The organism is Sanguibacter sp. Z1732, from assembly GCF_051020515.1.
Classification (GTDB): domain Bacteria; phylum Actinomycetota; class Actinomycetes; order Actinomycetales; family Beutenbergiaceae; genus CALKWS01.
Genome location: NZ_CP194857.1, coordinates 2,687,190 through 2,713,522, shown reverse-complemented (window position 1 = coordinate 2,713,522; position 26,333 = coordinate 2,687,190). Strand labels below are relative to the sequence as shown.

The following is a 26,333-nucleotide window of genomic DNA, read 5'->3' as shown; positions in this document are numbered from 1 at the left end:
GCAGCAGCCGGCGGTAGTGCTGCTGGGTCCGGCTCAGCGGCAGCATCGGCACGTACCGCTCGATGGTCGCTGCTCCGGCTCACGGTCCTAGTGATGGCACCCATGGGGTCACCGCGTGCACCGGGTCATCGGTAGAAGGTGGGTTGTTCGACGAGCCGCACTGGTTCGATCCGTCCGGACCGTTGGGAGGTCACCCCGGCCTCGCAGCACGCTGCCGTGGCGTAGCCGTCCCAGGCGGTGGGCCCGGAGGTGGTTCCGGCACGGACCGAATCGACCCACTGCTGAATCTCGGCGTCGTAGGCCACCTCGAACCGGTCGTAGAAGTTCTGCGAGATCGCCCGGGGATCCTGCTGGGCGGAGGTGACCTGCATGCCGGTGGCGTACCCAGCGGAGACGACCCCGTTCTCGAACACCGCCTGCGCCTCCACCTGGTATCCCAGGCCGGAGTTCATAAAGATCTCCACATCGGCGAGCAGACCCGAGGAGGTCTCCAACAGCACCAGTTGCGGGTCACGCATGGCGCCCTTGCGGGTGCTGCGACTGGTGCGCACCTGCACGGAGGTCACTTCCTCCCCGGTGAAGAACCGCACCGCGTCGAATTCGTGCACGACGGAGTCGTTGATGAGCATCTCCTCGGTGAACCCTGGCGGAGCCGCAGGATTGCGGTGCTGGAAGTGCAGCATCAGCAGCCGACCCAACTGTCCGGAGTCGATGACCTGCTTCAACTGGCGGTATTCGGTGTCGAATCGTCGGTGGAAGCCCACCTGGATCGTGCGCCGGCCGCTGCGTTCCTCGGCCTGCAGCACGCGCAGTGCTGACTCGGCAGCCGGGGTCAGGGGCTTCTCGCACAGCACCGGTAGATCCGCCTCGATCAGTTGCAGCAGGGCCACCTCGTGCAGGAACCCGGGAGTCACCAGCACGACCGCATCTGCACAGTCGGCGGCGACGAGATCGTCGATAGTGCCGAACACCCGCGGCTGAACCTGCTGGCGGGCGCTGGCTCCGGCTGCCACGGAGCGGGCCCGGTCGGCGTCCACGTCCGCCAGGGCACTGACTATCGCACGTTGAGTGGTTCCGGCGATCCGTTCGACGTGATTGGCCCCCATCCGCCCGGTGCCGACGACTGCGATTCGCAGATCGCGCTCGGATACCGGTCGCCCGGTGGACTCTGCCGGTGCTGGCTGCCGCTCGGCGCGCACCTGATGGGGTGGCTGCACCTCGTCATCGGTGCGTCCCTCAGTGGATGGCATCGGTTTCTCCTGCGGTGGCGCTGGGGCCCAGCAGCGGGCGCTGGCGGGCTTTCTGCTCGGTGTAGGTGACGTGAGCAGCCTGGGTGGTGTCCAGGTCGGAAACCTGCGCCACGGGCACGTCCCACCAGGCCTCGGAGTCCGGCGCTCCCTGGTACAGATCAGAGGCGATGTGGATGAGCACCGGCCCGGTGTCCTCCGGTAGCGACCTGGCGTGGTCCACGGCCCGGCGAAGGTCGTCGATCGCGCCCGGACCACGGTCGATGCGGATCACCTGCACGCCCAGCGACTCGGCGTTGGCGGCCAGATCCACGGGCAGTTCCCCGCCGTCCTCAAAGGAGTGGCGCTGGGGGTCCAGGTAGCGGAACTTGGTGCCGAACCGTTGGCTGCCCACGGTCTCCGACAGGGATCCGATCGAGGCGAATCCGTGGTTCTGCAGGAGCACCACGATCAGTTTGATCCGTTCGGCCACAGCGGTGACCAGTTCGGTATGCATCATCAGATAAGACCCGTCCCCCACCATGACCACCACGTCCCGCCCGGCGCCTTCGGCGAGCGCGGCCCGTTTCACACCCAGGCCGCCAGCGATCTCATAACCCATGCAGGAGAACGCGTACTCCACGTGGTAACCGTAGGGGTCCTTGATCCGCCAGAGTTTGTGCAGGTCCCCCGGGAGGGAACCGGCGGCGCAGATCACCACGTCCTCATCCGCCATGGCCCGGTTCACCGCGCCGATGATCTGGCTCTGGGCGGGTAGCGGCTGGTCCTGGATGGTGAACGCCTCGTCCACCGTGGCATCCCAGCGTTGCTTCTCTGCCCGGATGAGTTCCGCCGCCTGCTGTCCTACTTGGTAACCCACGGAGCCCAGTGCCGCCCGCAGAACCGGGATCGTCTTTCCCGCGTCGGCGATGATCGGGACCGTCACCCCGAGTTTGTACGTGTCGAAGCCGGTGATGTTGATGTTCACGAACCGCAGCGCGGGGTTCTGGAACAGTGTCTTGGAGGCGGTGGTGAAATCGGAGTAGCGCGTCCCGATACCGATCACCACATCGGCCTGTGCGGCGTAGGCGTTGGCCGCGGTGGAGCCGGTCGCACCGACCGCCCCCAGGGCCTGTGGATGGTCCCAGTCGATCACGCCCACACCCGCCTGGGTGTAGGCGACGGGGATGCCGGTGACCTCGGCCAGGTCACGCAGTGTGTCGGTCGCCAACGCGTAGTGCACCCCGCCACCGGCGATGATCAGCGGCCGGTGGGCGCCACGAATCACGTCCACCGCGGCCTCGATATCCACCTGTTCGGGGTCGGGGCGGCGGATGCGCCACTGCCGGGGGGCCAGGAACTCATCCGGTACCTCGATCCGTTCGGCCTGCACGTCCTGGGGCAGTGAGATCGTCACCGTGCCGGTCTCAGCCGGGTCCATCAGCACCCGCATCCCGGACAACAGGGCGCTGAACACCTGTTCGGGCCGCTCCACCCGGTCAAAGAACCTGCTCACCGGCCGGAATAGATCGGCGCAGGCGATGGTCGCGTCGTGGGGCAGTTCGAGTTGCTGCAGGACCGGGTCCGGGGCCCGAGTTGCGAATTCGTCGGAAGGCAGCAGTAGTACCGGTAGCCGGTTCGTAGTGGCCACCGCCGCACCAGTGATCATGTTCGTGCTGCCCGGTCCGATCGAGGCGGTCACGGCGTAGGTCTGGCGCCGCCGGGTGTGCCGGGCGAAGCCGGTGGCTTGATGCACCAGGGCTTGTTCGTTGCGGCCCTGGTGGAACGGCATCAGCCCGGGGGCATGGGTCTGGACCTGCTTGAGGGCCTGGCCCACACCGGCGAGGTTGCCGTGCCCGAAGATTCCGTGCATGCCTGGGATGGTGCGCACCTCGGTGCGGTGACCATCGATAAGGTCGACAGTCCATTGGTTGGCCAGGAACTCCACCGCGGCCTGCGCCACGGTCATGATGCGGGTGCTCATTCAGGGGTCTCCTTCTCCACGGAGTCGTCGCGCAACAGCGACGCGGCGGTGTCGATCGCGCCGGCCACGTCACCATCCTCGGGGTAGAGCAAGGCCCGGCCCACGGTCAGGCCCTGCACCCCGGGTAGCGCCAGGGCCCGGGCGCCACGTGTCCAGGATGTCCTCAGTGGGCCCGGCCGCGCTGCCGCCCAACAGCACGGTGGGCAGGGTGGTGGCGGCCATTACCCGTTCCATATCCGGTACCACGGGCAGTTTCAGCCAGGTCCGGGCCGTACTCGCCCCGAGCCCCTGGGCGATGGCTACCGAGCGCACCACCGCATCGGTGGACAGGTCGTTGACCACCTGGCCCTGGCGTTTGACGGCGATGAACGGTTCCACCATCGCCAGCAGCCGGTGCCGGTGCAGGTCGTCGACGGCGTGGGCGGTGGCCTCCAAGAGCGAGGTGGTGTGTTCGTCGTCGTAGGCGATGCGGGTGAGCATCTTGCCGCCGTCAGCACCGATCTCTGCCAAGGCCGGAGCGGTGTGGGCGGTGAACCGGTCATCGATCTCGTTCACCAGTCCGGGCAGGCCGGCGCGGTTCATTGAGCCGAACACGAGTTTGCCGTCCAGCGCGCCGAGTAACAGCAGGTCATCCAGCACGTCCGGGGACGCCAGCACCCCGTCCACCTTGGGGCTTGCCAGGGCGGTGCACAGCCTGTCCAGCAACTCCCGCCGGTCGGCCATGGCGAAGGAGTCACCGTTCACCTCAAGGGCGCCGCGGGCCGGATGGTCGGCGGCGATGATGAAGACCTGTTTGCCCGGGCGTGGGCCGGGGTGGCGGCGCCGGGCACGGGCGACACGCAGCACCGAGTCGGGGTCCTGCACACGCAGGTCGGTCAGATGCTCATACCGTCTTGGGTCGCAACTCCCGCTTCGCGCCGGTTGGGCCACGGTCATTCCTTCTTCCGGGCGGGCTCGGCCGGCGGCCGGTCCGGGACGGCGCGTCCGGCGTCGCGCAACATCTGGTAGATGCGGGTGGACGTGGGCATCGCTTCGGAACAAGCGATCTGCCCCGCGACGTGGGCGCCGGCGGCGTTGGCGAAGTCCAAGATCTGTTCCAAGGGCCAGCCGGATAACAGCCCGTGGCATAGCGCCCCGCCGAAGGAGTCCCCGGCGCCCAGCCCGTTGACGGTCTCCACCTGGATTGGCTTGGAGGTGACGCGTTCCTCGGCGGTGGCGGCCATGACGCCCTCGGATCCCTGTTTGACCACGGCCAGTCGCACTCCGGACTCCAGGAGCCGGTCGGCCTGGTCGTGGGCGCTGCCGGGACCGACCGCCACGGCGCATTCCTCGGTGTTACCCACCGCCACCGTCACCGAGGGCAGGATGCGCATCACCTGCTCGCGGGCCTGGTCCACCGAGTCCCAGAACATCGGCCGGTAGTCCAGGTCCAGGATGGTCTGTTGCCCGGCGATGAGTTCATCGCGAGGACGGGCCCGATGCATCGCGACCTGTGCTTCACGGGAGGCGGGTCGCACCATCCCGGTCAAGGTGGACCAGAAGATGCTGGTGTGCCGCACCGCGTGATAATCCACCTCATCGACCGCGATCTCCCAGTCCGGCGCCGACGGGCTGCGGCCGTAGAAGTACAGCGGGAAGTCCTCCGGGGGTTGGATCGCGCAGAACGTCACCGGGGTCTGCAGCCCGGGCACGGCGGTCGCCCACCGGTCGTCCACGCCGTAGCGCCGTAGTTCGCGGCGCAGGTAGACCCCGAACGGGTCATCGCCAGTGCGGGTGATGACGGCAACGCGCCGGCCGTGCCGAGCGGCGGCCACCGCCACGTTCGTGGAGGAGCCGCCCAGGTACTTACGGAACCGGGTCACATCCTCCAATGGCACGCCGATGTCATCGGGGTAGATGTCCACACTGATGCGGCCAGTGGTGATGAGGTCGTAAGCCACGCGTGCTCCTAGCGGATCCGGGTCCGGGATCCGCAGCCGCATAGGTACCGGCGGGTGCGGGCAGCGATCGGCAGGGGTATGTCGAAGGAGGCCACCGGGTACATATCCTGTTCCACGATGCAGTAGAACCCGCGGCCCAGTTTCTCCAGTTCCTCGATCACCACGGCCAGGTCGGGAGCGCCCGCCGGCGGTTCGACCATCACCCCGGCCTTGTTCGCCTCGGCCCAGGCGAGGTTGTTCCGGCGCACCACCTCCATGATCGTGGGATCGACCTGCTTGAGGTGCAGGTAGCCCACCCGGTCGGGATAACGGCGGATCAGGTCAGCCGATGAGGCACCCCCGTATTCGACGTGCCCGGTGTCCAGGCAGATACTGACCAAGTCCGGGTCGGTACCTTCGATGAAGCGCTCGATCTGCTGCTGGCTGCACACGTGCGCATCGGCGTGGGAGTGGAACTGCTGGTGCAGGCCGTACTCCTCATGCAGAACCCGACCCAGTTCGTTGTGCCCATCGAACAATCGCTGCCACTGGTCGGTGCTGAGGTCTTTATCCTCCACGGGCTCGCCGGTGACGTCATCGCGCCACATCGCCGGGATCACCACGATGTGTTCCCCGCCCACCGCGCTGGTGAGTTCGGCCACGCGCCTGGCCTGGTTCCACGTGGCCCGGCGTTCATCCGTGTGAGTGCGGTGGAACGCGGTGAACACCGTGCCGGCACTCACCTTCAGATCCCGCGCGGCCAGTTCGTCCTTCAGCTGGGAAGCGTCGGTGGGCAGGTAACCGTAGGGACCTAGTTCGATGATGCGGTAGCCGGCTTCGGTTGCTTCGTCGAGGAAGCGGTTCCAGGGGGTCTGCTTGGAGTCCTCGGCGAACCACACTCCCCAGGAATCCGGTGCGGTGCCGATCAGCAACGGCGCCTCGGTACCGTCCTCGGCGACCTGGGGCCTATGGGTGGGCGTGTGCGTCATTGTCCTCCTCCAGCCGCGGTTACAGCGAGAGGCCCGTTCGGCGGCCCCGCGAGTTGGCCTGCAGGTTCCAGTCTTCCGAGAAGGCTGTCCTATTGTCAAGACAAACAAAGGGAACGGCGAATAGCATCGTCCTTCCGAGCGCCTGTCCCTCAGGTGTTATGACACGCCCGGCTTGTCATGACAAACTAACCAAGGTGCAAAGGAGACGCCCCGTGCCCGCCTCACTCGAGATCGATCTGGACCGCTCCTCCCCGGTGCCGCTGTATCACCAGGTCGCGTCGGCCATCGAGAGCGCCATCCGCGACGGCACCCTGCCTCCGGACACCAAACTGGAGAATGAGGTGGCCCTCGCGCACCGATACAACCTGTCCCGGCCCACGATGCGTCAGGCGATGAACCAACTGGTCCGTAGCGGGCTGGTGGTGCGTCGCCGCGGTGTGGGCACCCAGGTGATCGGCCCCCGTGTGCGGCGCGACCTGCGCTTATCAAGTTTGTACAATGACCTGGTCTCCGAAGGAGCAAACCCGCAGACGACGGTCCTGTCGTTGGAACGGATCGGCGCGCCGGCCCAGATCGCCGAACCGCTGAGAATCGCCACCGGCGATGAGGTGTGTCATCTGCGCCGGTTGCGGAGGGTGGACGGCCAGCCGCTGGCGGTCATGGAGAACTGGGTGCCGAGTAGTGTCGCGCACCTGGACAAGGAGTCCTTGGAGCAGGATGGCTTGTACAAACATCTTGCGCAAGGCCGGGATCGACTTCCGGATGGCCCATCAGCGGGTGGGCGCCACCACCGCCGGCACCGAGCAGGCTGAACTGCTCCAGTGCAATCGCGGTTCGGCCTTGGTGATGATGGAACGCACCGCCCTGGATAGCCGTGGCATCGCGGTGGAGCACGGGCACCACCTCTACCGGGCAGACCGGTACTCCTTCGACATCACCCTGGTGGATTGACCAGCCGGCAGGACCGTCGAGCACGAAAGTGAGGACTCGCTATGCCCCATGCACAGACCAGGCCCTGGTTCCACCCCGCAGGTAGCACCGGCCACGGCCCCTGGGCTCTCGACCTGGGTACGGCTGACTCGGTCGTCCAGGTGCCAGGGTGGGAGCACACCGGCATCCGTAGCGCGGAGATCGCCCCCGGCGGACACGTGCATCTGGGTGCCCAGAACGAAGAGCGGCTCGTGCTGCCGTTGAGTGGTTCCTTCGACGTGCAGGTGGAAGGGGCGCGGTTTGAGTTGGAAGGCCGCGAGTCGGTGTTCCACGGCCCCACCGATGTGCTGTACGCCGGTATCGGCACCGAGGTGCGGATCGGTTCAGCCGATGGCGGTCGGGTGGCCGTCGCCTCGGCCACCGCCACCGTGGAGTACCCGGTCCGGCACGTGGGCAAGGCTGAGGTGCCGGTGGAACTGCGCGGGGCAGGTGCGGCCTCGCGCCAGGTGCACAATTTCGGCACCCCGGCCGCATTGGATGCCGACCGGTTCATCGTGTGCGAAGTGCTGACCCCGGCGGGCAACTGGTCGTCCTATCCCCCTCACAAACACGATGAGGAGACCGACGGCGAGACCGCGCTGGAGGAGATCTACTACTTCGAGATGCAGCCCGCCGAGGGCATGCCTGTCCCCCAGCCCGAAGAGGGCGGGCCGGACCTGATGGGGTATCAGCGCGTGTACGCCTCGGACGACCGGGAGATCGACGTCACCGCCGAGGTGCGCACCGGCGACGTGGTGCTGGTGCCCTATGGCTGGCACGGGCCGGCGATGACGCCGCCGGGGCACGACATGTACTACCTGAACGTGATGGCCGGCCCCGGCCCGCTGCGGGCGTGGTTGATCAGCGACGATCCGCACCACGGGTGGATCCGGCGCACCTGGGAAGGTCAGCAGATCGACCCTCGTCTGCCGTTCGACGGCTGAGGACACATGGTGGCCACCACGATCGGGCTCCTCGGAGCCGGACGGATCGGGACGCTGCACGCGGCGAACCTGCGTGCCCTGGCAGAGGTGGAGGTGCTGATTGCCGACGCCGAGCCTGCCCGGGCGCAGCAGGTCGCCGTCGACCTGGGCTGCTCAGCGGTGGCAGACGCAGAGGCCTTGTTCGCCCGAGATCTTGACGGCGTGGTGATCGCGACGGGCACCGACCAGCACGCGCCGTTGGTCCAGCGGGCAGCAGCGGCCGGGGCTGCGGTGTTCTGCGAGAAACCCCTGGCGCGGACCACTGCAGAAGCCTTGCGGTGCTGGAGGCGATCGACGCGTCCGGGGCCACGGTGCAGGTCGGTCACCAACGGCGCTTGGATCCCGGATACCAGGAGGCCCGACGGGCGTACCGGGCGGGAGAACTGGGGTGGCTACACACCGTCCGAGCGGTGACCGCGGATCAGTTCCCACCAGCGGTGACGTTCCTGGCCACCTCCGGTGGGTTGTTGCGGGACTGCTCAGTGCACGATTTCGACATCCTGCAGTGGATCACCGGGCAGCGGATCATGGAGGTCTATGCCCGCGGCTCCAACAACGGCGATCCGACTATCGGCTCCGTCGGGGACGTGGACTCGGCAGTCACGCTGGCCACGTTCGCAGACGGAACCCTGGCCACAGTCTCGGCCACCCGGCACAACGGCGCGGGACATGATGTACGGCTGGAACTGCACGGGTCCGTAGGTACCATCCAGGTCGGCCTGGATGCCAGTTATGCGGGCCGAAGCGCTGAGCCTGGATTCGGCTACCCCGCCGGCGGCCAGGTGCACAGCACGTTCCACGAACGATTCGCCGACGCCTACGCGGCGGAGATGGCGGCGTTCGTAGCGTTGGTGCGCGGCTCCGGCGCCAACCCCTGCCCTCCCCATGAGGCGGTGGACGCTGGGCGTGTCGCCGACGCCGCGCAGGCATCGCTGGACTCAGCAGTACCGGTCCGGGTGGCGCGGTGACCGTCGGTCCTGCAAGGCGACGCGGTAATGGTGGTGCGGCGTTCACCGCCCGAGCACGCGCTCCGCTGCGCTGATGATGAGCGACGCACGCCAGGCCAGAGCGCGCGGAGGGTGTCCCAGTCCTGATACCGCGCGCTCACGAACACCCCGCATGTGACCCGAATACACTCCGAGACCCTTGGTGCGCCCCCGGCGACTCAGGTGCACCCCCACAGCGAGCAGGTGCGCACCGGCCAGGACCACACGGCAATGATCCCGGCCGGGTTCGATGAGCCTGTTGCAGCGCGGGCTGCTATTCCGCGGCCTTCTATTTCGCGGCCTGCTCCTCCAGCGCGGCCGCGAACTCCGCGGCGTTCTCGGCTGTCACCAATGTGGTGTCGATGGCGATCTCGGCTTCCACGTCTTCACCGGCTGCCACCCGGATGGCTTCCTCGATGCTGCGAGCACCCATCTCGTAAGCGCCTTGGGCCATGGTGGCGTCCAGTTCACCGGCGATGATGGAGTCGATCGCATCGCCGGTCCCGTCCACGCCTACGATGAAGAAGTCATCGAGGTCCAGGCCCGCTCCGCGAACGGCCTCGATGGCACCCAGAGCCATGTCGTCGTTGGCCGCGAAGATCACGTCCAGCTCGGGGTTGGCCTGCAGGGCGTCGGCGGTGACGGCGCGAGCCTGCGCACGGTCGGAGTCGGCTCCGAGATCCGCCACGAGGTTGAAGTCAGTGCCCTGCAGCACCTCCAGTGCGCCGTCGATGCGGTTGTCGGTGGAGGGGTTACCGGCCACACCGCGGATGGTGAGCAATTCCCCGGAGCCCGCCTCATCGAGAAGGAACTCGCCCACTGCCTGACCAAGGTCCCAGTTGTCGGTGCCGATGAAGGTTTCCGCTCCGTCCCACCCCTCGATGTTGGTATCCAGCAGTACCACCGGGGTGCCTTCGTCCACGGCGCTTTGCAGGATCGGTTGGAGTTGCTCGGCCTGGGTGGGAGAGACCACGAGCACGTCGGGCTGGTTCGTCAGGTCCGCCTGGATGCGGTCGATCTGTTCCTGCACCTCGGTCTCCTGGGTCGCGCCACCCACGGTGACGTTCACTCCGTGTTCGGCCGCGGCATCTTCCACCCCGCCCATCACCTGCAGCCAGTACGGGGAGGTGGTGGTCTTCAGCACCACGGCGACGTTCAGCGCATCATCGTCGCCGCCGTCGCCATTTCCGTTACCGCAGGCGCTCAGTGTCAGGACCGCAGCGGCGGTGAAGGCTGCACCCACCCGCCATTTCTTGCTTCTTGACGCCATGATCTACTCCTCCTTGTGGGTTCTCGCACCCACGATCAGTGAAACCATTTCCTCCATCGTCTCTGCGGTGGGCACGACCTCGCCGACCACACCGCCTTGTCGCATCACCACTGCCTTGTCGCACACCTCGACCACGTGATCCATGTTGTGGGAGATGAGGACGATCGAGACGTTGTACCGGCGCGGCAGTTCAGCGATCGTGTCCAGCACGTTGCGCGTCTCCCGGACCCCGAGTGCCGCCGTCGGCTCATCGAGGATCAGCACCCGGGTGGCGAACGCCACTGCGCGGGCCACCGCTACCGCCTGCCGCTGGCCCCCGGACATCAGGCCCACCGAGGAGCTAAAACTCGGCAGATGCACCTGCAGGGAGTCGAGTTTACGACGGGCCTCGGTTTCCATCGCTTTGCGGTCCAGCCAACCCAGGGCACGCAGCCAACGCGGCTTAGTCAGTTCGTTGCCCAGGTACAAGTTGGAGACCACGCCGAGGTTGTCGAACAGCGCCAGGTCCTGGTACACGGCTTCGATGCCCAGGGCCCGGGCGTCGTTCGGGGAGCGGATGTCCGCCGGATTCCCATCGATGTAGATCCTGCCGGCATCGAGCCGGTGTACACCGGTGATGGCCTTGATCAGCGTGGACTTCCCGGCCCCGTTGTCGCCGAGCAGTCCCAGTACCTGGCCCTCATCCAGCGAGATGCTCACGTTGTCCAGAGCCCGCACCGGCCCGAAGAGTTTCGAGGCGCCGCGCACTTCCAGGATCGGCGGAGTGCGCCCGGACTCTGCGGGGGCTGGTGCTGCTACGGCATCGGACATGTCACTTCGCCTTCTGGTCAACTTCCTTCTGGTCAACTTCCTTCTGGTCGACTTCCTTCTGGTCGACTGGTTTGTGTTCAGCCTCCGCAGTTTTCAGCCGGGTCTCGAGGCGTTGACGGACCACGTCCATCTCCACGGCTATGATGACCACCACGCCAAGCGCCACGTACTGCCAAGCTGCGGCGACGTTGAGCAAGTTCAGCCCGTTCTGGATCACGCCCAGGATGAGCGCCCCCACTAGCGCCCCGAACACGGTGCCCCGGCCGCCGAAGAAGCTGGCTCCCCCGATGATGACTGCCGCGATAGCGGACAGCTCCAGCAAGTTCCCGGCCGTGGGATAGGCCGAGTTGGTCTGCCCGGAGACCACGAGCGCTGCCACGCCAGCGAAGAAGCCGCTGATCACGTAGACCGAGATCAGCACTCGGTCCACGGGGATCCCCACTCGTTTGGCACCTTCCTTGTTCGCACCCACCGCATAGATCCACTGCCCCCAGGTGATGCGGGAGAGCAGGATGTGCACCAGCAGCGCGAGGCCGAGCACCAGGAACACCGCGATGGGCACGCCGAATACGCGATGACTGCCAAGGGCGAGGATGGCAGGGGGCATACCGGTGATCGGCCGGCCTTCGGAGATCAGCAGTGCAGCCCCGCGGGCTACCATCATCATCGCCAGTGTGGCCAGGAACGGGTGCGGTAGCCGACCTTTGACGAACAAGGTGCCGCTGACCGCGCCGGCGAGGATCCCCCCGGCGATCATGCTGGGGATGATCAACCAACCTTCCACGATGTTGGCTTCCCGGACCCACAAGGCACCGAGCACACTGGCGAAGGCGATCACCGAACCCACCGAGAGGTCGATCCCGGCGGTGATGATGACCAGCAATTGACCCAGCGCCAGCAGCGCCACCACCGAGGACTCCAGGCCGATGTTGCCCAGGTTGCGCCCGGACAGGAACACCGGGGTGAGAATGGACATCGCGATCGCTAGGAGCAGGAGCATCAGGGCCGGCCCCATCCGAACCAGTGTGAGGCCCCAACGCAGACGCTCCTTGTCCGCTACGGGTGCTGTCACAGGTCTCCCCCGTCCTTGTTGGGAACCGGCACCTTGCGTGTGTGGTATTTCATCCTGACCAGCACCCGATTCCTTGTCAAGACATATTGACTAATACCTGCGCCATGCGTGCCGCGCCGGTACGACTCTATGGTGGGTGCAGCGCACTGATCGACGAACCCGCTCGCCGCGACATGGCCGTCCGATCGCGAATCTGGTGCGGGCCCGTCATCACGTGCGGGCGTCCGACCGTTCCCACCGGGGCGAATGGCTCAGACCGGCGCCACCTGGCGCAGGCAACCGCGGGAGGCGACCCCGGGCGGGCGTGATTCACAATGCTGCCCGACACACCGGATGTGCAGCAGGTGTTGGGCACTGTCGTTCGCCCCGTTGAAGACGATCACCCTCTGGTGTTCGGCGAACGCAAGGACCGCTCGCTGCTCAATGACGTCGTCATCCTCCTCGCAGCCGACCCTGCTGACGCCGGTCGCCTACGCCGCGGGCGTCAACGGCGCCGGCGGGCTCTGGGGAACCCGGCGGCTGGCCGGTACCGGTGGGCTGGGGAGTTCAAGCACGACGGCGGTTGCCTCCCGCGGTGGCCGACATCGACGACGAGGCGGCCTGGACCGGCATCCTCGCTCGCCACCCGGTGCTGCCGGACACCCGACACCGATTCCTCGCGGAGAGCGCCCCGGGCAACCCACGCCGAGGGGAGGTGCTCGGATGAGTGCCATCGACCGGTCATCAAACTGGAATGTCAGTGGCCGCTAGTACGGTTGTTCTATGTCGACCACCTCCGTCGCCGATCCGGTGACCCAGGCGCCAGCGGTGCTGGGCCAGGTCACCGAGAAGTTGAGCGACCTTCCTCAGGGCGAGTGGTGGCGAGCCACGGAGAGTGACCTCGTCGATGTGCTCGGTGCGGTGAACCGGCTGCGGCACGAACTCGCGCGCGTAGAGGTCCATGCCACCGCCGAGACGCTCAAGCGCGGCCTGCCCAAGGATCGGTGCCTGTCGCCGGCAGACTACCTGTCCGAGGCCCAGGCCCAGCGGGCACCCGCACCACCGGTGGGGCACGCCGTGAACACCGTCCGGTTGGCAGAGGCCGTCCAGCAGGTCTCCGAGGGTGCCGACCGAACGGATTGTCTGCAGGAGACCGTCGCCGCATTCGACGCCGGAGTCCTCGCCGCGTCCCGGGCCGGCACGATCGTGCGGTTCCACAACGAGGTAGCGCCCCATTCACCCCCTCAGGCGCTGGCCACGACCATGCGCACGATCAACAAGGGCGCCAAGGACTCCCACGGTCCCCGCGGAATGAGCAGGGATCCACTGGGCCGGGATCACGATCCGAACTCCATCGTTCGGCGCCGAGGGTGGAGCGAGCGCGAGTTGCGCACGATCCTGTCCCAGGCCCGCCGCATCATCAAACCGGCCACCGAGTCCGAACGCGAGGAGGAACGCGGCCGGGCCTTCCGCACCCTGCACTCCAGCACGCGCGAGAACGGGATGACCGAGTACGCCCTGGTTGTCGAGCCCGAAGCCGCCGCCACCATCGATGCCGCTGTCTCAGCCTTGTCCGCCCCAGTCAAAGGTGAGGATGACACCCCGGATCCGCGCACTCCGGCCCAACGACGCGCAGATGCACTGCTGACCGTCATCCGGCGCGGGGTCTCCGCCCCCGACGGAGTGCCGAAAACGACCAAGGCCCAGGTGATGGTCACCATTCCACTGGCAGATCTGCTCAGCACCACCCAGGGTGCCGGCATCACCGCCACGGGGCAGGTCCTCTCCCCCGGCACCGTTCGGCGGATGGCCTGCGACGCCGGGGTCATTCCGGCCGTACTCGGCTCGCAGGGGGAGATCCTGGACCTGGGCACCAAGGTGCGCCTGTTCACCGAGGGACAGCACCGGGCCCTGTGGCACCGCGACCAGCGGTGCACCTTTCCCGCCTGCACGATCCCGGCGCAGTGGTGCGATGCCCACCACGTCGAGCACTGGGCTAACGGCGGACCGACGAACCTGGACAACGGGGCGTTGCTCTGCCCCCGGCACCACACCTATGTGCACAGTTTGGACTTGACCGCCACCGTGACCACCACCGAGGTCACATGGCACACCTGACTACCCCGCCCCGCACCCGGCTCGCAAGGGCCGGGACAGAGGCATGCCTGTGCAGCAGCGCAGCAACCACCGCAGGCACCCCCGGCCCCATAGGCACAGCAGGAACCGCAGGCACCCCCGGCCCCATAGGCACAGCAGGAACCGCAGGCACCCCCGACCCGGCAGGCCCCATAGACGCAGCAGGTACGGCAGCCGCCACAACAACGAACGCTCAGGCGGCGTACAGGTTCACCTCGGCAGCCTTGATCACGAACGTCACCTCCTGACCCACGGTCAGGCCCAAAGAGGCGACCGCTGCCGGGGTGACGTCGGCGGCCAAAGTGAGACCCGCCGTCGTCCGGGCGCGCAGCCGCACCAGTTCTCCCTGCTGCTCGATCCCGACCACCCGCACCTCGACGGTGTTGCGCGGGCTGCCCCCGGGAGCATCGCGGTGCACCGCGACCGCACGCGGGCTGAAGGTTGCCGCAGCGGCTCGTCCAGCAACAACCGGCCGGCCCGGCCCGGTCTCACCGCCGTCGGGCATGCCGTGGATCACCAGACCACCGGTCAGAGTGATCGCGTCGCGGGACTCCCATACGCCCGAGAGCATGTTCACCCCGGCGAAGCGAGCAGCGAACTCCGAGCGCGGCCGGGCGAGCACCTGCAGCGTCGGCCCCTGTTCGACCACCCGCCCATCGGAGAGGACGACGACGGAACAGGCCAGCGCGAGCACGTCCAGCAGGTCGTGGGTCACTACCAAGGCTGTGCGACCGGCTTCACGCAATGACGTTCGTAGCACCTGACGCATCTGGGCAGCAGCCTCGACGTCCAGCGCGCCCAGGGGCTCATCGAGGAGCAGCAACTCGGGGTCGGGGGCCAGCGCGCGCGCCAGCGCGACCCGTTGTTGTTGCCCGCCGGACAGCTCCCGCGAGCGCCGGTGTGCCAGGTGGGCGATCCCGACCTCCGCCAATCGCGCCATTGCGATCTGGCGGGCTCGCGCGCGTCCGGCACCCTGCGACTGCGGGCCGAACGCCACGTTCGCCAGGACATCCAGGTGGGGCAACAGCAGGGGTTCCTGAGCGAGCAGTGAAGTGCCCCGCCGATGCGGGGGCACCCACCCGCCCTGGCCGGCTACCTGTCTCGATCCCAGATGCACGGTGCCAGCACTGGGGTGGAGTGTGCCCGACGCCAAGGCGAGCGCGGTGGACTTGCCGGCGCCGTTGGGGCCGAGCAGCGCCACGATCTGACCGGCCGGAACCTCCAGGTCCAGGCGGACTTCGCGCTCGGACACCTCAGCGTGAATTGATAACGCCGGTGGAGTCGCGAGGTTTCCGCCTCCCGCCGTCGGTCCTCTGACCGCCGCGCATCCTGGGGCACCGCCACTGCCTGAATCCTCAGCGCGCATCACATCCCCGGCGCGCATCGCTCTGCCGGCGCTCATCGCGTCACCCGAGTTCGCCTCGGCCGAGTTCATCGCGCCACCGGAGTTGGCCGCGTCCCCCGAGTTCATCGCATCACCTGCGTGCCTCGCGCGCCGGCTGTGCGGCTACGCCCATGGGTGCTCAGCACCAAGACCGCAGCCAGCAGAATCAGGACCAGGGACAACGCGATCGCCGCATCCGGGTCGACCTCCCGCTGCAGGTAGATCTCCAGCGGCAGGGTGCGCGTCACCCCCTGCAGGGACCCTGCGAAGGTCAGCGTCGCGCCGAACTCGCCCAGACAGCGGGCGAAGGCCAGCGCTATGCCGGAGCCCAACCCCGGGCCCAGCAGCGGCAGCGTCACCCGGCGCAGCACCGTGGTGGGCCGGGCCCCCAGGGTGGCGGCAACCACCTCATGCCGACGACCGACGGTGCGGGCAGCGCCCTCGATGGAGATCACCAGGAACGGCATCGCCACGAATGCCTGCGCCAGCACCACCGCCGCCGTGGAGAAGGCGACGTCGACCCCGAGCACCTGCAACTGCTCCCCGATCAGTCCGCGGCGACCGAACGTGGTCAGTAGCGCCAACCCGGAGACCACCGGTGGCAGCACCAGCGGGAGCAGCACCACGGTCCGCACCACCCGCGCTCCGGGGAAGCGCACCCACGCCAGCACCAGCCCCAGTGGCACCCCGAGCACCACACACACCAACGTCGCGGCTACCGAGGTGCGCAGACTGAGCCAGAGTGCGGACAGGGAGGCTTCGGAGGTGAGCAGGGCGGGCAGGTCGGCCCAGGGCACCCGAGCCAGCATGCCGATCACCGGCAGCGCGATGAGCAGTACCGCACCTGCCGCGGGAAGCAGGATCCACCGCGGCAAACCGGCGGCGAAGCCGGCTCTCCCGTCCCGCGCCCGAACCTCCCGTCGCTGCCGCGGTTCGGTTTCCGGTTCACCATGGCCCGGCGGCCGAGAGCCTCGGGCCGTCGTCGGTGCCCGGTGCTGCGGGCTCATGGGATGCCGAAGCCCGTCTCGTCCAGCACCGCTTGCGCTTGCGACCCGAGCACGAAGTCGATCCATGCGGTCGCAACGTCGGGGTGGTCGGAGCCGGTGGTGACAGCCATCGGGTAGTGGTTGATGGCCCGCTCGTGCTGGTCGTAGACCTCGATGATCTCGATCCGTTCCCCGGCCGAGGCGGCATCGGTGTTGTACACAAGACCGGCATCGGCCTGCCCGGAGGTGATCTTGCCGAGCACGTCGGTGACGCTGCCCTCCTCACTCACCGGCACCAGGTCGACGTCGAACAGACCAGCCACGGCGGCGGTTGCCTGCCCACACGGCACCTGGGAGGCACAGACCACCAGGTCGGCACCGGCCAGGCTGTCATTCATGCCGGTCACGCGGGCCGGGTTCCCCGCCGGGGTGATAAGGGTGAGCACGTTGGTGGCGAACAAGACCGGTTCGCCCTCGATCGTGCCGTTGGCCGCGGCGTCGGCGATCGCCGCCTCGTTCGCAGCGGCCAGCACATCGGCAGGCGCCCCGGCGTCCAACTGGGCAACGAGGTTCGAAGATCCCGCAAAGGAGAACGCCACCGATACGTCGGGGTGCTCAGCGGTGAACATCTCTCCGATCTGGGTAAAGGCGACATGCAGGGAAGCCGCGGCGAATACGGTCAGTTCACGGTTGGGCAGGTCACGGTCGGGGTCGGCCTCGTCACTCGCCCCGAGTGTTCCGCACGCGCCCAGTGTGAAACCCGCGGCCAAGGCGGCAGCCAGTAGTCCGCTACGAGGCATCAGGCCGGTTCCTTCGGAGCCTCGATAATCACGGTGGTCGCCTTGACCACGGCGGTAGCCAGCGAGCCGGGTTCCAGGCCGAGTTCATCGACGGCCTCGGCGCTCATCAGCGACACCATCCGGAACGGCCCGCACTGCAGATCCACCTGCGCCATCACCTGGTCGCGTAGCACCCGGGTGACCAGTCCGGTGAACCGGTTCCGCGCGGAGGACCCGATCGCGGAGTCCCCCAGGCTCGCCGGTCGCGCAGCATGCTCCTCGGCTCGGCGAGCGAGTTCGCCGCCGTCGATCACCTTGCGTCCAGCACTGTCCTGGGATGCGCTCAGCAACCCTTCCTCGACCCATCGGCGCACGGTGTCATCGCTGACACCGAGAAGAACGGCGGCCTCGCTGATCCGGAAATGCGGCATGATCAGCACTCTACATCCGCATGCTCGGTTGTATGGCACTCTATGACCCGATTTCGCGGAGCGCCTCTCTTGGCTGCCAGGACCAAGCGCGCAGCTTGTCCGGTCCAGCGCACAACTCATGGCGTCGGCCCGGTATGCCACATCGCTCAGTCGAACAGCAGGTGCTCCATCATCCGCACCAGTTCGTGCGCCGCCCCGGCGGTGTCATACGCAGGGTCAACCAGCCGCTCCCGCATGATCGCGTCGATTCCGCCACCCACGATGATGGCCAGGGAGCGCAGGTCCGCATCGCCGGGACGCCTGCGGTCACGCCGGGCCTCGGCCATGATCGCCGCGAGGTCCCGCCAACGCCGACCGCGATCGAGGTCCTGGGGCTGGTTGATCAACGCCTCCGCCATCATGCGGATGTGGCGGGGGTGGCGATGCAGGTGCGCGATCATCGTACGTACGCACGTAGACCGCGGGACGGTCCGCAGGTTCAGCCTCCGCCACCGCCTCTCCCACCTCGGCGACCAAGGAATCCAACACGCAATCCAGTGCCGCCTGCACAACGGCATCCTTGGAACCGAAGTGATAGAGCACCGCCGCCTTGGTGATCTCCGCCGCCGCCGCGATGCCGGCGAGGGAGGTGCCGGCATAACCGCGCTCGGCGACGAGTTCGATCGTGACGCCGACGAGTTGCTCGCGCCGCGCCTGCTCGGTGAAGGTCAGAACCCGCGACCCGTCGGACTTATCCCTTGCCATGCTCTGAGATTCTACCGTACGGTAACTGAACTTACCGATCGGTTAGGAGCGATATGTCCACACCTTCTCGCCGCCCCCGGTGGCGTCGTCTTCGAATCGCCCTGGTAGTCGTCGCTGCCATCGGGGTCGTCGCTACGCTCGCACTCCGGTCGCCGTCCCCGGCCGGTCACTGGCGAAGCGCGGAAGGTCATGACCACTTCCAGGAGGCCTACGCCGAGGCGATGGCCGAGATGCCCGCACCAGATCGCACGCTCGACCTGCGTACCGACTTCGGTCTGGTGCGCGCGTACCACTTCCCCGGCACCGGCGACAGCGCCGACCCACTCATCCTGATCAACGGCCAGGGCTCAGCCTCCCCCGCATGGGCGGACAACATGCCCGATCTGCTCGCCCTCGGTGACGTCTACACCGTGGACCTGCTCGGGCAGCCCGGAATGAGCGTGCAGGAGCGGCCGATCGAGGACAATGCCGAGCAAGCCTTGTGGCTGCACCAAGCCCTGGACCAGCTCCCGGAAGACCAATTCCACTTCGTTGGGCTGTCCGTCGGAGGCTGGACGGCAGCGAACTACGCCACCCATCACCCCGGACCGGTCGCCAGCCTCAGCCTGATCGACCCAGTGTTCACCTTCGGCACCATCTCTCCCGGATTCGTCGCGCGCTCCATCCCTGCCTCGATCCCCTGGCTTCCGAAGTCTTGGCGCGACGGTTTCAACTCCTGGATCGCCGGCGGGGAGGACACCGAGGAGTTCGCCGTGGGCCGGATGATCGACGCCGGTCAGGTGCACTACGCTACGAAGGTCCCGGCCCCCGAGCGGATCAGCGAGGAGGCCTTGCGCGACCTGCAGATGCCGGTGCTGGCGATCATCGCCGGAGACTCGGTGGTGCACGACGCCGAGTCCGTCGCGCAGACGGCCGAGGCCACCCTGGCTCACGGCACGGTCGAGTTCTACGACGGAGCCTCCCACGCCGTGGCGGGGCAAGAGCCGCAGCGTGTGGCCGCCGACGTCGGCGCCCTCCTCAGGTCCCAGGACTAGATCCGCACAGATCGCGACCGGTGGGTCGGGCCCGGTCCAGAGGAGGCCGCGCCGCGCAGTCGGCATCGCGATCGCCGTGGTCGGCGCATTCGGCATCTCGGGAATCGGGCCGCCTACCTGGCGGTTCCCCAGGCGATGGCGGCCAGTTTCGGCCTACCCGTCATCCCCGCGGTCGGGGCCACCGCATGGTTGCAACTGGCCACCGCATGGTTGCAACTGGCCACCGCATGGTTGCAACTGAAGGGGTCCGGGATCTGGCGACCGGGGTGGTCGCCGGGGTGCTGATCTTCCTCGCCTCCCCGGTCGTGGTTGGTGCGGCGATGCTGGCCTTGGCGATCGTGCCCGCCAGCGATGCCCTCGTTGTGCTGCGAGGCGCAGGTAGCACGAGCACAGCCCTCGGAATGCACGGCGCCACGGCTGCGGTCATGGTGCTCGGCGGGTTGCTCCTGGTGCTGGGATGAGGGCGCCGACGGATGGCCCGCGCGAGCGCCGGAAGACAGCCCGTCGGGACCAGATGGCGGCTGCGTTGCAGATCGCGGACGCAGAGGGCTGGTCGGCGGTGACCACGAAGCGGGTGGCGCAAGCGATCGATGACAGTCAACCGGTCATTCGTCAGCACGTCACCGGCCGGCAGGATCTGATCGATGCGATCGCCAAGGGAGAGTTTGAGGCACTGACGACCCTCACCGATCAGTTCGTCGACGGGTCGCGACGGCACGGGCTCGCGGATCTGTGCCGGACGCGCGGCTGTACGAGGCGATGTTCACCCGCACGAGCGCGCTGACCTTCGCCGCCACGAACACCCCGGGAGAACTGCGCGAGTCGTTCATGAGCCTGCGCCGGGCGATCGCCGACCGTATCGGCGATGCGGATCCGGATGAGTCCGCGGAGTTGCTCCGGGCCACCTGGCACGGGTTGGCCTCGCTGCGTGCAGCCGGGCGCATCCCGCCGCAGCGGATCGAGGCGCACATCGCCCCGATCGCGCGGATGTGGGACGGAAGCGAAGCCGGGACCGCGGGGAGCGGCCAGCACGTTCAGTTGGCCGCGCGGCAGCCCGGTCCATCAATCGCGAGCGCTCGTCCTCAGGCTGCCTGGGTGCGGCGGCGCGACGGGGCGTGCGACTCGTTCTTGCGGGGCCGGCCACGCCCACGCTTGCGGGCAACGATCTCCCCGTCGACGAACACCTCGCCGCCCCACACACCCCAGGGTTCACCGCGGTCCATTGCACCACGCAGGCATGCCTGCTTGATCGGGCACTCCTGGCACAACTCCTTCGCTCGCTCCACCTCGTGTCCACCCTCGGCGAACCACAGGTGGAGGTGAGCGGGGTCCTGGCAGGGCAGCACGCGCTCGTCACGGGCCGGCCGCGCGAGCGCATCGAGCCGCTGGACGGTACCTGAGTTGCGCTCCTGCCCGATGCCCGACGCACGTCCGCTGGGCACAGTCATGATTCATCTCGGGTCGGGGTGAGTTCGCTGGCCACGGACACCTCGGACGCTACCGCCACAGGGGAAGCGGGTCGGCTCGCCCGGGCCGCTGCCCCCGTAACGACTGCTGGAGCCGAATTGCCTACGGAAACCGGGCCATCTGCTGGAGCGGAGCCATCGGCTGGAACCGAACCAACTGCGGGAGCCGGGCCATCGGCTGGAACCGAACCAACTGCGGGAGCCGGCCATCTGCTGGAACCGAACCAACTGCGGGAGCCGGGCCATCTGCTGGAACCGAACCAACTGCGGGAGCCGGGTCATCTGCTGGAACCGAAGGGCGGCTGGTGCGCACGCGCACGACCGTCACTCCGGCCGCCACAATCGCTATCATCACCGCGGCGAACCCGGCATAGGCCTGCAGTCCGGCGACGGTCGCCTCCCGGATCAGGCCGGGTAACTCAGGCGCCGTTGCTGCCCACTCCCGGCCGGCGAGAAAGCCCTCGTGGGCACTGCCCCGGGCCGCCTCCGCCGCCTCCGGCGGGGTGTGCGGGGGAACGCGTCCGGTCAGGTACGTCCGGTACATCACCAGGGCCAGAGCACCGGCGGCCGCGATCCCCATGGCCGAGCCCAGTTCCCCACTGACCTCCTGCGCCGCCGCGGCCGATCCGGCTTTGCTCTCCGGCGCGCTGGAGACGATCAGGTCCGATAGCAGCGCCATCGCCGGGCCCATACCGAGACCGACAGTGGCAATACCGGCGACCTGGGCCAGCAGGGGCGCGTCCGGCGTCGCCGTCAACGCCAGCAGGAGGGCGCCGAGTGCGGCCACAGTGAGGCCTCCTGCCACCGCCGTCAGCGGCATCATCCACCGGGCCAGCCTCGGGGCAAGCATGGCGCCGAGGATGTTGAGCACGATGAAAGGCAGGGTCCACAGTCCGGCATGCAATGCCGACAGCCCGACCACCAACTGCAGGTGCTGGGTGAAGAGGTAGAACGTGCCAACGCCGGCGACGCCGGTCAGTAGCAAGACCAGGAGGGCCGCACCCACGCGGGTGTTCCGGAGCAGCCCCAGGTCGAAGACCGGCTCGGCGAGCCGGCCCTGGCGGCGCAGGAACAGGGCCAGGGCCCCGGCACCCGCGACGACGGCGACCAGGTACGTCCACCCCGACCCGCTTCCCGACTCCTGGCGGGTGACGAGCCCCTGCAGGCCGTAAACCAGTGCCAGCATGCCGGCGACGGACAGGATCACGCTGCGCAGTTCGATCGGGGCGCGATTGCGTACCTCCCGTTCCGGTAGCAGCGCCGTACCCAGGATGACCAGCAAGAGCATCGGTGGCACGTTGAGCAGGAAGACCGAGCCCCACCAGAAGAACTCCAGGAGCGCGCCCCCCAGGAGCGGGCCGATGGCGCCGCCGACCGTGAAGGAACTGAACACCACCGCGATCGCCAGCCGGCGCTGGTCCGGATCGGCGAACATCGTGCGCAGCAGGGAGAGCAACGACGGCATCAGCGTGGCACCGGCGACCCCGAGCGCCGCGCGCGCCCCGATCAACATCGCGGCGCTGGTGGACATGGCAGCCACAAGAGACAGCGCACCGAAGACCGCGGAGCCCATCAGCAGCAGACGCCTCGGGCCGATCCGGTCCCCCACCCGCCCGGCGACAAGGAGGAAGCCCGCGATCAGGAAACCGTAGACATGCACGATCCACAGCGCCTGTCCCGCGCTGGGCTGAAGGTCCTGGGTCAGGGACGGCAGCGCGAAGAACAACACGGTCAGGTCACTGGCCACCGCGATCATCGGCAGCACTAGGAGCACCAGACCCAACCACTGCCGCGCCGTGGCCCGGGGTGGCTCCTCGTAGTGGTAGCCCATCGCTTCCTCTCACACGTCGTTCCGTTACGTTGCGGAACGTTACGCGCTGTGGCACAGGTTGCACAAGGGGGTTTTATTACGACATGTCCCGTAATCTCGACGTAATATGGCCACATGACGTCCGAAGGCGCCCCGCGTACGGTCGGCCGGCCCCGTGATGCGCAGATCGATGCGGCGATCACCGCTGCGGCCATGGAGTTGGTGCGTGAGGTGGGCTACCTCGGGGTGACGCTCGGAGAGGTAGCCAAGCGCGCAGGGACGTCGCGTCCGGCGATCTATCGTCGCTATTCCGGCCGCGCAGAACTGATACTGGCCGCGATCGAGGCCCATCTGGAACCCCCGACCGCCCCCGACGATGGCTGCACCCTGTGTGGCATCGAGGAAAGTCTCACGATCTTCCTCTCCATGTTCCGCACGATCGCCCCGGAGGTATTCACCACCCTCTACTCCGAATGCGCCCGGGACCCGATGCTGCGCGAGCGGTACGTGCGCGTGGCGATCGAGCCGTCCCGCCGGGCCGTGCGCACCACCTTGCGCCGGGCGGTCGACCGCGGCCACCTGCGCGAGGACGTTGACATCGAACTGCTACTCGACATCATCGCCTCCCTGACGCACTACCGGGTCCTGACCGGTGAGCACCTGAGTAACGTCGAGGCCGAGCAGGTGGTCACGGTACTGCTACGCGGCGCTGCGGTGGACTATGACGAACTGCTGGCACACAGCATGGAACTCGAGCGTGCACAACACGCCACCGAACCTCGCCTGGCCGAACCGCATTCATTCTGCTGGCCACAGCCCGGCGCCGCCGACCCACCCCGCGAGGACGCCGTCCGACCCCGTGAGGACGCCGGCCCTTAGCATCCGGGCGGGTCGCAAACCCCTGCTGCAGCGCCGTCGTCGGTCCTCACCCGCGTTCGGACACGACCCGCCTGCCGGCCAAGGCGAACCCGAGCAGCCCCAACAGCACCCCGACCGCCGCTGCGACCACGCTGAGCACCTTCAGCGGATACCAGGTCGGGTCATACATGGACGGGATCGGCCCGACAGCGGGCACGTTCACGAAGGAGTAGAGCAGCACCGGTCCCAGTGCGGACACGGCCACCAGTACGGCCACGGCATAGGCGAGCCGTGATCCCGCCACCAGCACCAGGAGCGCGGCCACCGCCGCAGCGCCGCCCTGGATCCGGAAGAGCGCGGCCCCGCCGATCCCCTCCGGTGCCGCCAGTTGCATCGCCCCGGCGAGGGTGAAGTGCACGTAGGCATCCACTGCGAGCGCAACGGCCACCAGGATGCGCACCACCGGTTCGACACCGCGAGCGCGAGTGCGGCCGGCGGCGCGGCCAGCGATGCTGCCGTCTGTAGGGCCGCCGGTACGGTCAGTCGTGCGGCCAGTCGTGCGGCCACTGGTGCGGCCACTGGTGCGGCCAGTCGTGCGGCCACTGGTGCGGCCAGGAGTGCGGCCGGCGGTCCGGTAGCCCCGGTCCTTCGCGCCGGCCACCTCGCTCACTCCACGACCAGCGTGGCGGTCATCGTCGGATGCGGGGTGCAGTGGAACGGGTACTCCCCGGGTTCATCCGGCACGGGGAGCATCACTTCTTCTCCCGGCGCCACACTCACATCGAACAACCCGGCCTCATCGGAGGTGACCGTGTGACCGACACCGTCATCGTTACGGATGGTGATCTGGCCGCCGGCCGGCACCGAGTCCGGCACCTGGTACTCGAAGTCGACGATGACGATCACGCCGGCCTCCTCCCCAGCATCCCCCGGTCCCGGCTCGGTCGCACCGGGCGCGCCGTCAGCCTCGCCGTTGCCACACCCGGTGAGCAGCGCAACGAGCAGGGCCAGGAGCAGTGCGGATGCGCCATGCCGTGTCCGGTGGTGGCGCGTCGCCGCAGCATCCATGTCAAGGTCCGCCTCAAGGTGCATGTCAGGGATACGAGTGCCGGACCCGAACGGATTGCCTCGATCAGAATTCGGCGACGGACCAGACCGCGCCGTCCTCGGTGACCATCTCGACCGCCTCGACCCCTTCGTCGGGAATCGCGATCACCCAACTGTTGGGTTCATCGGCACGGAGGCGCCACTGGCCCACGTCCCGGGTGCTGCCGTCGGACAGGACCAACCGGCAGGTGTAGGAATACCCTTGCGGACCGTCGGTCCGGGTGAGCACCCGGTCGTCGATCTGTACGACGAGGACCGGCCCGTCCGCAGCCCTGCTGGGGGTGACCGTGCCGACGGCCTGCCCACCGGTATCCACCAGGGGTTGCTCCCACCGGCTCGAGGCTGCCGGAATCTCCTCATCGCTCTCGCCGAGTCCGGCCATCACCCCGGCTCCCACGGCTACTCCAAGCAGTCCGGCAGCCACCGCCAACCGTACCGACCACCAGCGCCGGCTTCGCCGGTGTGCGAGCACGGCCCGGCCGGGTTCGCACACCGGATCAGGTACAAACTCCGGGTGGTGCTCGCCGGCGGCCTGCTTCTGCGAGTTCTGCCGACCCCGGGCCAGCGCCGCGAGCACCCCGTCCTCGAAACCGGCCGGCGGTGCGGTGCGCGGCACGGCCGGCAGCACGAGTTCGACGGCGTCGGCGATCTCACCGTAGTCACGGCGACAGGTTGGGCAGGTGGTCAGATGCGCGGTGACCTGGTCGCGCTCGCCCTCCGCTGCGTGGCCCAGGGCCAGGTCGGTCAACTGATCCTCGGTGGGGTGCAGGCGCTCAGCCACGGTCCACCGCCATCTCCTCCCGAAGCCTGCGCAGCCCGGTGCGGATGCGGGTCTTGGCGGTGCCCAGCGGGATCTGTTCCCGGCGGCTCACCTCGGCCGCCGTACAACCCCCGACGACGGCGAGCACCACCGCGCGGGCCTGCTCGGGGCGCGATGCGGTGCAGCCGCCGAATGGCCTGCTCGGTCTCCAGTCGGTGCACGGCGCTCTCCTCCAAGTCCGGGGCGCTGGACAGTGTCTCGTGCAGGAGCCGGTCCAGCACGAGGTCGTCGGTGGGCTCGGCGCGCCGTGCCCGGACGGCGTCGATCGCAGCGTTGCGGGTGATCGTGAGCAGCCAGGTGAGCACCGAGGCACGGCGCAGGTCGTAACTGCCCGCGGCTCGCCAGACCCGCACGAACACCTCCTGGGACACGTCCTGCGCCAGTGCCGCATCCCGGGTGATGCTGACCGCCATCCCGAACACCGCCGACTGGAAACGCCGCACGAAGGCTGCCGAGACCGCCGGATCGTCCAGCGCCAGCCCGGCGAGCAGGGCGGCGTCGTCGGCCCGGTCGGCGCGGGACACGGCTGCCATACCCCAGGGTACGACTGGGCCGGCCAAAGGGATTGGACGGCCGGCAGGAATCGTCGGC

29 protein-coding genes and 2 pseudogenes are annotated in these 26,333 nt (G+C 68.2%); 11 read left to right on the top strand and 20 right to left on the bottom strand.

What is annotated here, in order from left to right; genetic code table 11:
• Positions 1-125: 125 nt before the first annotated feature.
• The 5 genes and pseudogenes from ACRRRO_RS14335 to ACRRRO_RS14315 form a co-directional block, all read right to left on the bottom strand.
• Entirely contained in the window at positions 126-1,250 is a 1,125-nt protein-coding gene (locus tag ACRRRO_RS14335; protein WP_434080452.1) for a Gfo/Idh/MocA family protein, read from the bottom strand.
• On the bottom strand, positions 1,237-3,210 hold the full coding sequence (gene iolD / locus ACRRRO_RS14330; protein ID WP_424796870.1) for a 3D-(3,5/4)-trihydroxycyclohexane-1,2-dione acylhydrolase (decyclizing): 1,974 nt from the start codon (positions 3,208-3,210) through the stop codon (positions 1,237-1,239). Before iolD ends, ACRRRO_RS14335 begins: the two co-directional genes overlap by 14 nt.
• Positions 3,207-4,146 (bottom strand): annotated as a pseudogene (locus tag ACRRRO_RS14325) (Cgl0159 family (beta/alpha)8-fold protein). The gene iolD and the pseudogene ACRRRO_RS14325 overlap by 4 nt, the downstream one beginning before the upstream one ends.
• Positions 4,143-5,150, bottom strand: coding sequence for a 5-dehydro-2-deoxygluconokinase (gene iolC, locus ACRRRO_RS14320; RefSeq protein ID WP_424796868.1), 1,008 nt, complete (start codon positions 5,148-5,150; stop codon positions 4,143-4,145). The pseudogene ACRRRO_RS14325 and the gene iolC overlap by 4 nt, the downstream one beginning before the upstream one ends.
• Positions 5,151-5,158: 8 nt before the next feature.
• A complete protein-coding gene (locus ACRRRO_RS14315; protein WP_424796867.1) occupies positions 5,159-6,118 on the bottom strand; it encodes a sugar phosphate isomerase/epimerase family protein in 960 nt (319 codons plus the stop codon).
• 212 nt (positions 6,119-6,330) lie between these two features.
• Here ACRRRO_RS14315 and ACRRRO_RS14310 point away from each other — a divergent pair, with 212 nt between their 5' ends.
• Genes ACRRRO_RS14310 through ACRRRO_RS14290 form a run of 5 tightly spaced genes read left to right on the top strand, consistent with a single transcriptional unit; the run spans position 6,331 to position 9,038 of the window.
• Positions 6,331-6,930 (top strand): GntR family transcriptional regulator, encoded by a 600-nt coding sequence (locus tag ACRRRO_RS14310; protein WP_434080451.1) that lies wholly within the window; start codon positions 6,331-6,333, stop codon positions 6,928-6,930.
• Positions 6,896-7,069: a UTRA domain-containing protein gene (locus ACRRRO_RS14305; RefSeq protein ID WP_434080450.1), complete on the top strand. Its 174-nt coding sequence runs from the start codon at positions 6,896-6,898 to the stop codon at positions 7,067-7,069. The genes ACRRRO_RS14310 and ACRRRO_RS14305 overlap by 35 nt, the downstream gene beginning before the upstream one ends.
• A gap of 41 nt (positions 7,070-7,110) precedes the next feature.
• Positions 7,111-8,031: a 5-deoxy-glucuronate isomerase gene (gene iolB, locus ACRRRO_RS14300; protein ID WP_424796865.1), complete on the top strand. Its 921-nt coding sequence runs from the start codon at positions 7,111-7,113 to the stop codon at positions 8,029-8,031.
• A 6-nt stretch (positions 8,032-8,037) separates the two neighbouring features.
• Positions 8,038-8,484, top strand: coding sequence for a Gfo/Idh/MocA family protein (locus tag ACRRRO_RS14295; RefSeq protein WP_434080449.1), 447 nt, complete (start codon positions 8,038-8,040; stop codon positions 8,482-8,484).
• A complete protein-coding gene (locus tag ACRRRO_RS14290) occupies positions 8,382-9,038 on the top strand; it encodes a Gfo/Idh/MocA family protein (protein ID WP_434081586.1) in 657 nt (218 codons plus the stop codon). The genes ACRRRO_RS14295 and ACRRRO_RS14290 overlap by 103 nt, the downstream gene beginning before the upstream one ends.
• 307 nt (positions 9,039-9,345) lie before the next feature.
• Here the strand turns inward: ACRRRO_RS14290 and ACRRRO_RS14285 are convergent, their stop codons facing one another.
• Genes ACRRRO_RS14285 through ACRRRO_RS14275 form a run of 3 tightly spaced genes read right to left on the bottom strand, consistent with a single transcriptional unit; the run spans position 9,346 to position 12,151 of the window.
• Positions 9,346-10,326, bottom strand: coding sequence for a sugar ABC transporter substrate-binding protein (locus ACRRRO_RS14285; protein ID WP_424796863.1), 981 nt, complete (start codon positions 10,324-10,326; stop codon positions 9,346-9,348).
• A gap of 3 nt (positions 10,327-10,329) precedes the next feature.
• Entirely contained in the window at positions 10,330-11,136 is an 807-nt protein-coding gene (locus tag ACRRRO_RS14280) for an ATP-binding cassette domain-containing protein (RefSeq protein ID WP_424796862.1), read from the bottom strand.
• 1 nt (position 11,137) lies between these two features.
• Positions 11,138-12,151: an ABC transporter permease gene (locus ACRRRO_RS14275; protein WP_434080448.1), complete on the bottom strand. Its 1,014-nt coding sequence runs from the start codon at positions 12,149-12,151 to the stop codon at positions 11,138-11,140.
• A gap of 631 nt (positions 12,152-12,782) precedes the next feature.
• Between ACRRRO_RS14275 and ACRRRO_RS14270 the strand changes: the two genes are divergently transcribed.
• The gene (locus ACRRRO_RS14270; RefSeq protein WP_424796860.1) at positions 12,783-12,914 is read left to right on the top strand and encodes a hypothetical protein; all 132 of its coding nucleotides are present in this window, start codon (positions 12,783-12,785) and stop codon (positions 12,912-12,914) included.
• Positions 12,915-12,970: 56 nt separating this feature from the next.
• Positions 12,971-14,305 carry a DUF222 domain-containing protein gene (locus tag ACRRRO_RS14265; RefSeq protein WP_424796859.1) on the top strand — a complete coding sequence of 445 codons (1,335 nt, stop codon included), beginning with the start codon at positions 12,971-12,973 and terminating at the stop codon, positions 14,303-14,305.
• Positions 14,306-14,516: 211 nt separating this feature from the next.
• Here ACRRRO_RS14265 and ACRRRO_RS14260 read toward each other — a convergent pair whose 3' ends face one another.
• The 6 genes and pseudogenes from ACRRRO_RS14260 to ACRRRO_RS14235 form a co-directional block, all read right to left on the bottom strand.
• Positions 14,517-15,575, bottom strand: a complete 1,059-nt coding sequence (locus ACRRRO_RS14260; protein ID WP_424796858.1) for an ABC transporter ATP-binding protein — start codon at positions 15,573-15,575, stop codon at positions 14,517-14,519.
• 215 nt (positions 15,576-15,790) lie between these two features.
• Positions 15,791-16,582 (bottom strand): ABC transporter permease, encoded by a 792-nt coding sequence (locus ACRRRO_RS14255; protein WP_424796857.1) that lies wholly within the window; start codon positions 16,580-16,582, stop codon positions 15,791-15,793.
• A 128-nt stretch (positions 16,583-16,710) separates the two neighbouring features.
• A complete protein-coding gene (gene modA, locus ACRRRO_RS14250) occupies positions 16,711-17,493 on the bottom strand; it encodes a molybdate ABC transporter substrate-binding protein (protein WP_424796856.1) in 783 nt (260 codons plus the stop codon).
• Positions 17,493-17,903, bottom strand: a complete 411-nt coding sequence (locus tag ACRRRO_RS14245; RefSeq protein WP_424796855.1) for a TOBE domain-containing protein — start codon at positions 17,901-17,903, stop codon at positions 17,493-17,495. Before ACRRRO_RS14245 ends, modA begins: the two co-directional genes overlap by 1 nt.
• Positions 17,904-18,049: 146 nt before the next feature.
• On the bottom strand, positions 18,050-18,343 hold the full coding sequence (locus ACRRRO_RS14240) for a hypothetical protein (protein WP_434081624.1): 294 nt from the start codon (positions 18,341-18,343) through the stop codon (positions 18,050-18,052).
• Between the two features lie 157 nt (positions 18,344-18,500).
• A pseudogene (locus tag ACRRRO_RS14235) lies at positions 18,501-18,647 on the bottom strand (hypothetical protein); the annotation flags it as partial.
• Between the two features lie 53 nt (positions 18,648-18,700).
• Here ACRRRO_RS14235 and ACRRRO_RS14230 point away from each other — a divergent pair.
• The 3 genes from ACRRRO_RS14230 to ACRRRO_RS14220 all read left to right on the top strand — a co-directional run bounded on the left by ACRRRO_RS14230 (position 18,701) and on the right by ACRRRO_RS14220 (position 20,465).
• Positions 18,701-19,681: an alpha/beta fold hydrolase gene (locus ACRRRO_RS14230; protein ID WP_424796853.1), complete on the top strand. Its 981-nt coding sequence runs from the start codon at positions 18,701-18,703 to the stop codon at positions 19,679-19,681.
• A gap of 227 nt (positions 19,682-19,908) precedes the next feature.
• Complete coding sequence (locus tag ACRRRO_RS14225; RefSeq protein WP_424796852.1) at positions 19,909-20,142, top strand: DUF4267 domain-containing protein; 234 nt, start codon at positions 19,909-19,911, stop codon at positions 20,140-20,142.
• Positions 20,139-20,465 carry a hypothetical protein gene (locus tag ACRRRO_RS14220; protein WP_424796851.1) on the top strand — a complete coding sequence of 109 codons (327 nt, stop codon included), beginning with the start codon at positions 20,139-20,141 and terminating at the stop codon, positions 20,463-20,465. The genes ACRRRO_RS14225 and ACRRRO_RS14220 overlap by 4 nt, the downstream gene beginning before the upstream one ends.
• Positions 20,466-20,763: 298 nt before the next feature.
• Here the strand turns inward: ACRRRO_RS14220 and ACRRRO_RS14215 are convergent, their stop codons facing one another.
• Both ACRRRO_RS14215 and ACRRRO_RS14210 read right to left on the bottom strand, forming a co-directional pair.
• Entirely contained in the window at positions 20,764-21,129 is a 366-nt protein-coding gene (locus tag ACRRRO_RS14215) for a WhiB family transcriptional regulator (protein WP_424796850.1), read from the bottom strand.
• A 121-nt stretch (positions 21,130-21,250) separates the two neighbouring features.
• The gene (locus ACRRRO_RS14210) at positions 21,251-22,978 is read right to left on the bottom strand and encodes an MFS transporter (RefSeq protein ID WP_434080447.1); all 1,728 of its coding nucleotides are present in this window, start codon (positions 22,976-22,978) and stop codon (positions 21,251-21,253) included.
• A gap of 114 nt (positions 22,979-23,092) precedes the next feature.
• Between ACRRRO_RS14210 and ACRRRO_RS14205 the strand changes: the two genes are divergently transcribed.
• Positions 23,093-23,836: a TetR/AcrR family transcriptional regulator gene (locus ACRRRO_RS14205; RefSeq protein WP_424796848.1), complete on the top strand. Its 744-nt coding sequence runs from the start codon at positions 23,093-23,095 to the stop codon at positions 23,834-23,836.
• Positions 23,837-23,882: 46 nt separating this feature from the next.
• On the opposite strand, the gene ACRRRO_RS14200 is transcribed toward ACRRRO_RS14205, so the two are convergent.
• The 4 genes from ACRRRO_RS14200 to ACRRRO_RS14185 form a co-directional block, all read right to left on the bottom strand.
• Positions 23,883-24,278 (bottom strand): hypothetical protein, encoded by a 396-nt coding sequence (locus ACRRRO_RS14200; RefSeq protein ID WP_424796847.1) that lies wholly within the window; start codon positions 24,276-24,278, stop codon positions 23,883-23,885.
• 203 nt (positions 24,279-24,481) lie between these two features.
• On the bottom strand, positions 24,482-24,907 hold the full coding sequence (locus tag ACRRRO_RS14195; RefSeq protein ID WP_424796846.1) for a cupredoxin domain-containing protein: 426 nt from the start codon (positions 24,905-24,907) through the stop codon (positions 24,482-24,484).
• Between the two features lie 40 nt (positions 24,908-24,947).
• Positions 24,948-25,703 carry an anti-sigma factor family protein gene (locus ACRRRO_RS14190; protein ID WP_424796845.1) on the bottom strand — a complete coding sequence of 252 codons (756 nt, stop codon included), beginning with the start codon at positions 25,701-25,703 and terminating at the stop codon, positions 24,948-24,950.
• On the bottom strand, positions 25,667-26,275 hold the full coding sequence (locus tag ACRRRO_RS14185; RefSeq protein WP_434080446.1) for an RNA polymerase sigma factor: 609 nt from the start codon (positions 26,273-26,275) through the stop codon (positions 25,667-25,669). Before ACRRRO_RS14185 ends, ACRRRO_RS14190 begins: the two co-directional genes overlap by 37 nt.
• Positions 26,276-26,333 lie beyond the last annotated feature (58 nt).

Bases quoted from the DNA above. Each gene is read 5' to 3' on its own strand.
- ACRRRO_RS14205 (WP_424796848.1), top strand. From the start codon at position 23,093: ATGACGTCCGAAGGCGCCCCGCGTACGGTCGGCCGGCCCCGTGATGCG.
- ACRRRO_RS14195 (WP_424796846.1), bottom strand. From the start codon at position 24,907: ATGCACCTTGAGGCGGACCTTGACATGGATGCTGCGGCGACGCGCCAC.
- ACRRRO_RS14215 (WP_424796850.1), bottom strand. From the start codon at position 21,129: ATGACTGTGCCCAGCGGACGTGCGTCGGGCATCGGGCAGGAGCGCAAC.
- ACRRRO_RS14295 (WP_434080449.1), top strand. From the start codon at position 8,038: ATGGTGGCCACCACGATCGGGCTCCTCGGAGCCGGACGGATCGGGACG.
- ACRRRO_RS14335 (WP_434080452.1), bottom strand. From the start codon at position 1,250: ATGCCATCCACTGAGGGACGCACCGATGACGAGGTGCAGCCACCCCAT.
- modA (WP_424796856.1), bottom strand. From the start codon at position 17,493: ATGCCTCGTAGCGGACTACTGGCTGCCGCCTTGGCCGCGGGTTTCACA.
- ACRRRO_RS14230 (WP_424796853.1), top strand. From the start codon at position 18,701: ATGTCCACACCTTCTCGCCGCCCCCGGTGGCGTCGTCTTCGAATCGCC.
- ACRRRO_RS14185 (WP_434080446.1), bottom strand. From the start codon at position 26,275: ATGGCAGCCGTGTCCCGCGCCGACCGGGCCGACGACGCCGCCCTGCTC.
- ACRRRO_RS14315 (WP_424796867.1), bottom strand. From the start codon at position 6,118: ATGACGCACACGCCCACCCATAGGCCCCAGGTCGCCGAGGACGGTACC.
- ACRRRO_RS14280 (WP_424796862.1), bottom strand. From the start codon at position 11,136: ATGTCCGATGCCGTAGCAGCACCAGCCCCCGCAGAGTCCGGGCGCACT.
- iolB (WP_424796865.1), top strand. From the start codon at position 7,111: ATGCCCCATGCACAGACCAGGCCCTGGTTCCACCCCGCAGGTAGCACC.
- ACRRRO_RS14220 (WP_424796851.1), top strand. From the start codon at position 20,139: ATGAGGGCGCCGACGGATGGCCCGCGCGAGCGCCGGAAGACAGCCCGT.
- ACRRRO_RS14245 (WP_424796855.1), bottom strand. From the start codon at position 17,903: ATGCCGCATTTCCGGATCAGCGAGGCCGCCGTTCTTCTCGGTGTCAGC.
- iolD (WP_424796870.1), bottom strand. From the start codon at position 3,210: ATGAGCACCCGCATCATGACCGTGGCGCAGGCCGCGGTGGAGTTCCTG.
- ACRRRO_RS14285 (WP_424796863.1), bottom strand. From the start codon at position 10,326: ATGGCGTCAAGAAGCAAGAAATGGCGGGTGGGTGCAGCCTTCACCGCC.
- ACRRRO_RS14265 (WP_424796859.1), top strand. From the start codon at position 12,971: ATGTCGACCACCTCCGTCGCCGATCCGGTGACCCAGGCGCCAGCGGTG.
- ACRRRO_RS14210 (WP_434080447.1), bottom strand. From the start codon at position 22,978: ATGGGCTACCACTACGAGGAGCCACCCCGGGCCACGGCGCGGCAGTGG.
- ACRRRO_RS14225 (WP_424796852.1), top strand. From the start codon at position 19,909: ATGGTTGCAACTGAAGGGGTCCGGGATCTGGCGACCGGGGTGGTCGCC.
- ACRRRO_RS14240 (WP_434081624.1), bottom strand. From the start codon at position 18,343: ATGATCGCGCACCTGCATCGCCACCCCCGCCACATCCGCATGATGGCG.
- ACRRRO_RS14275 (WP_434080448.1), bottom strand. From the start codon at position 12,151: ATGGGGCCGGCCCTGATGCTCCTGCTCCTAGCGATCGCGATGTCCATT.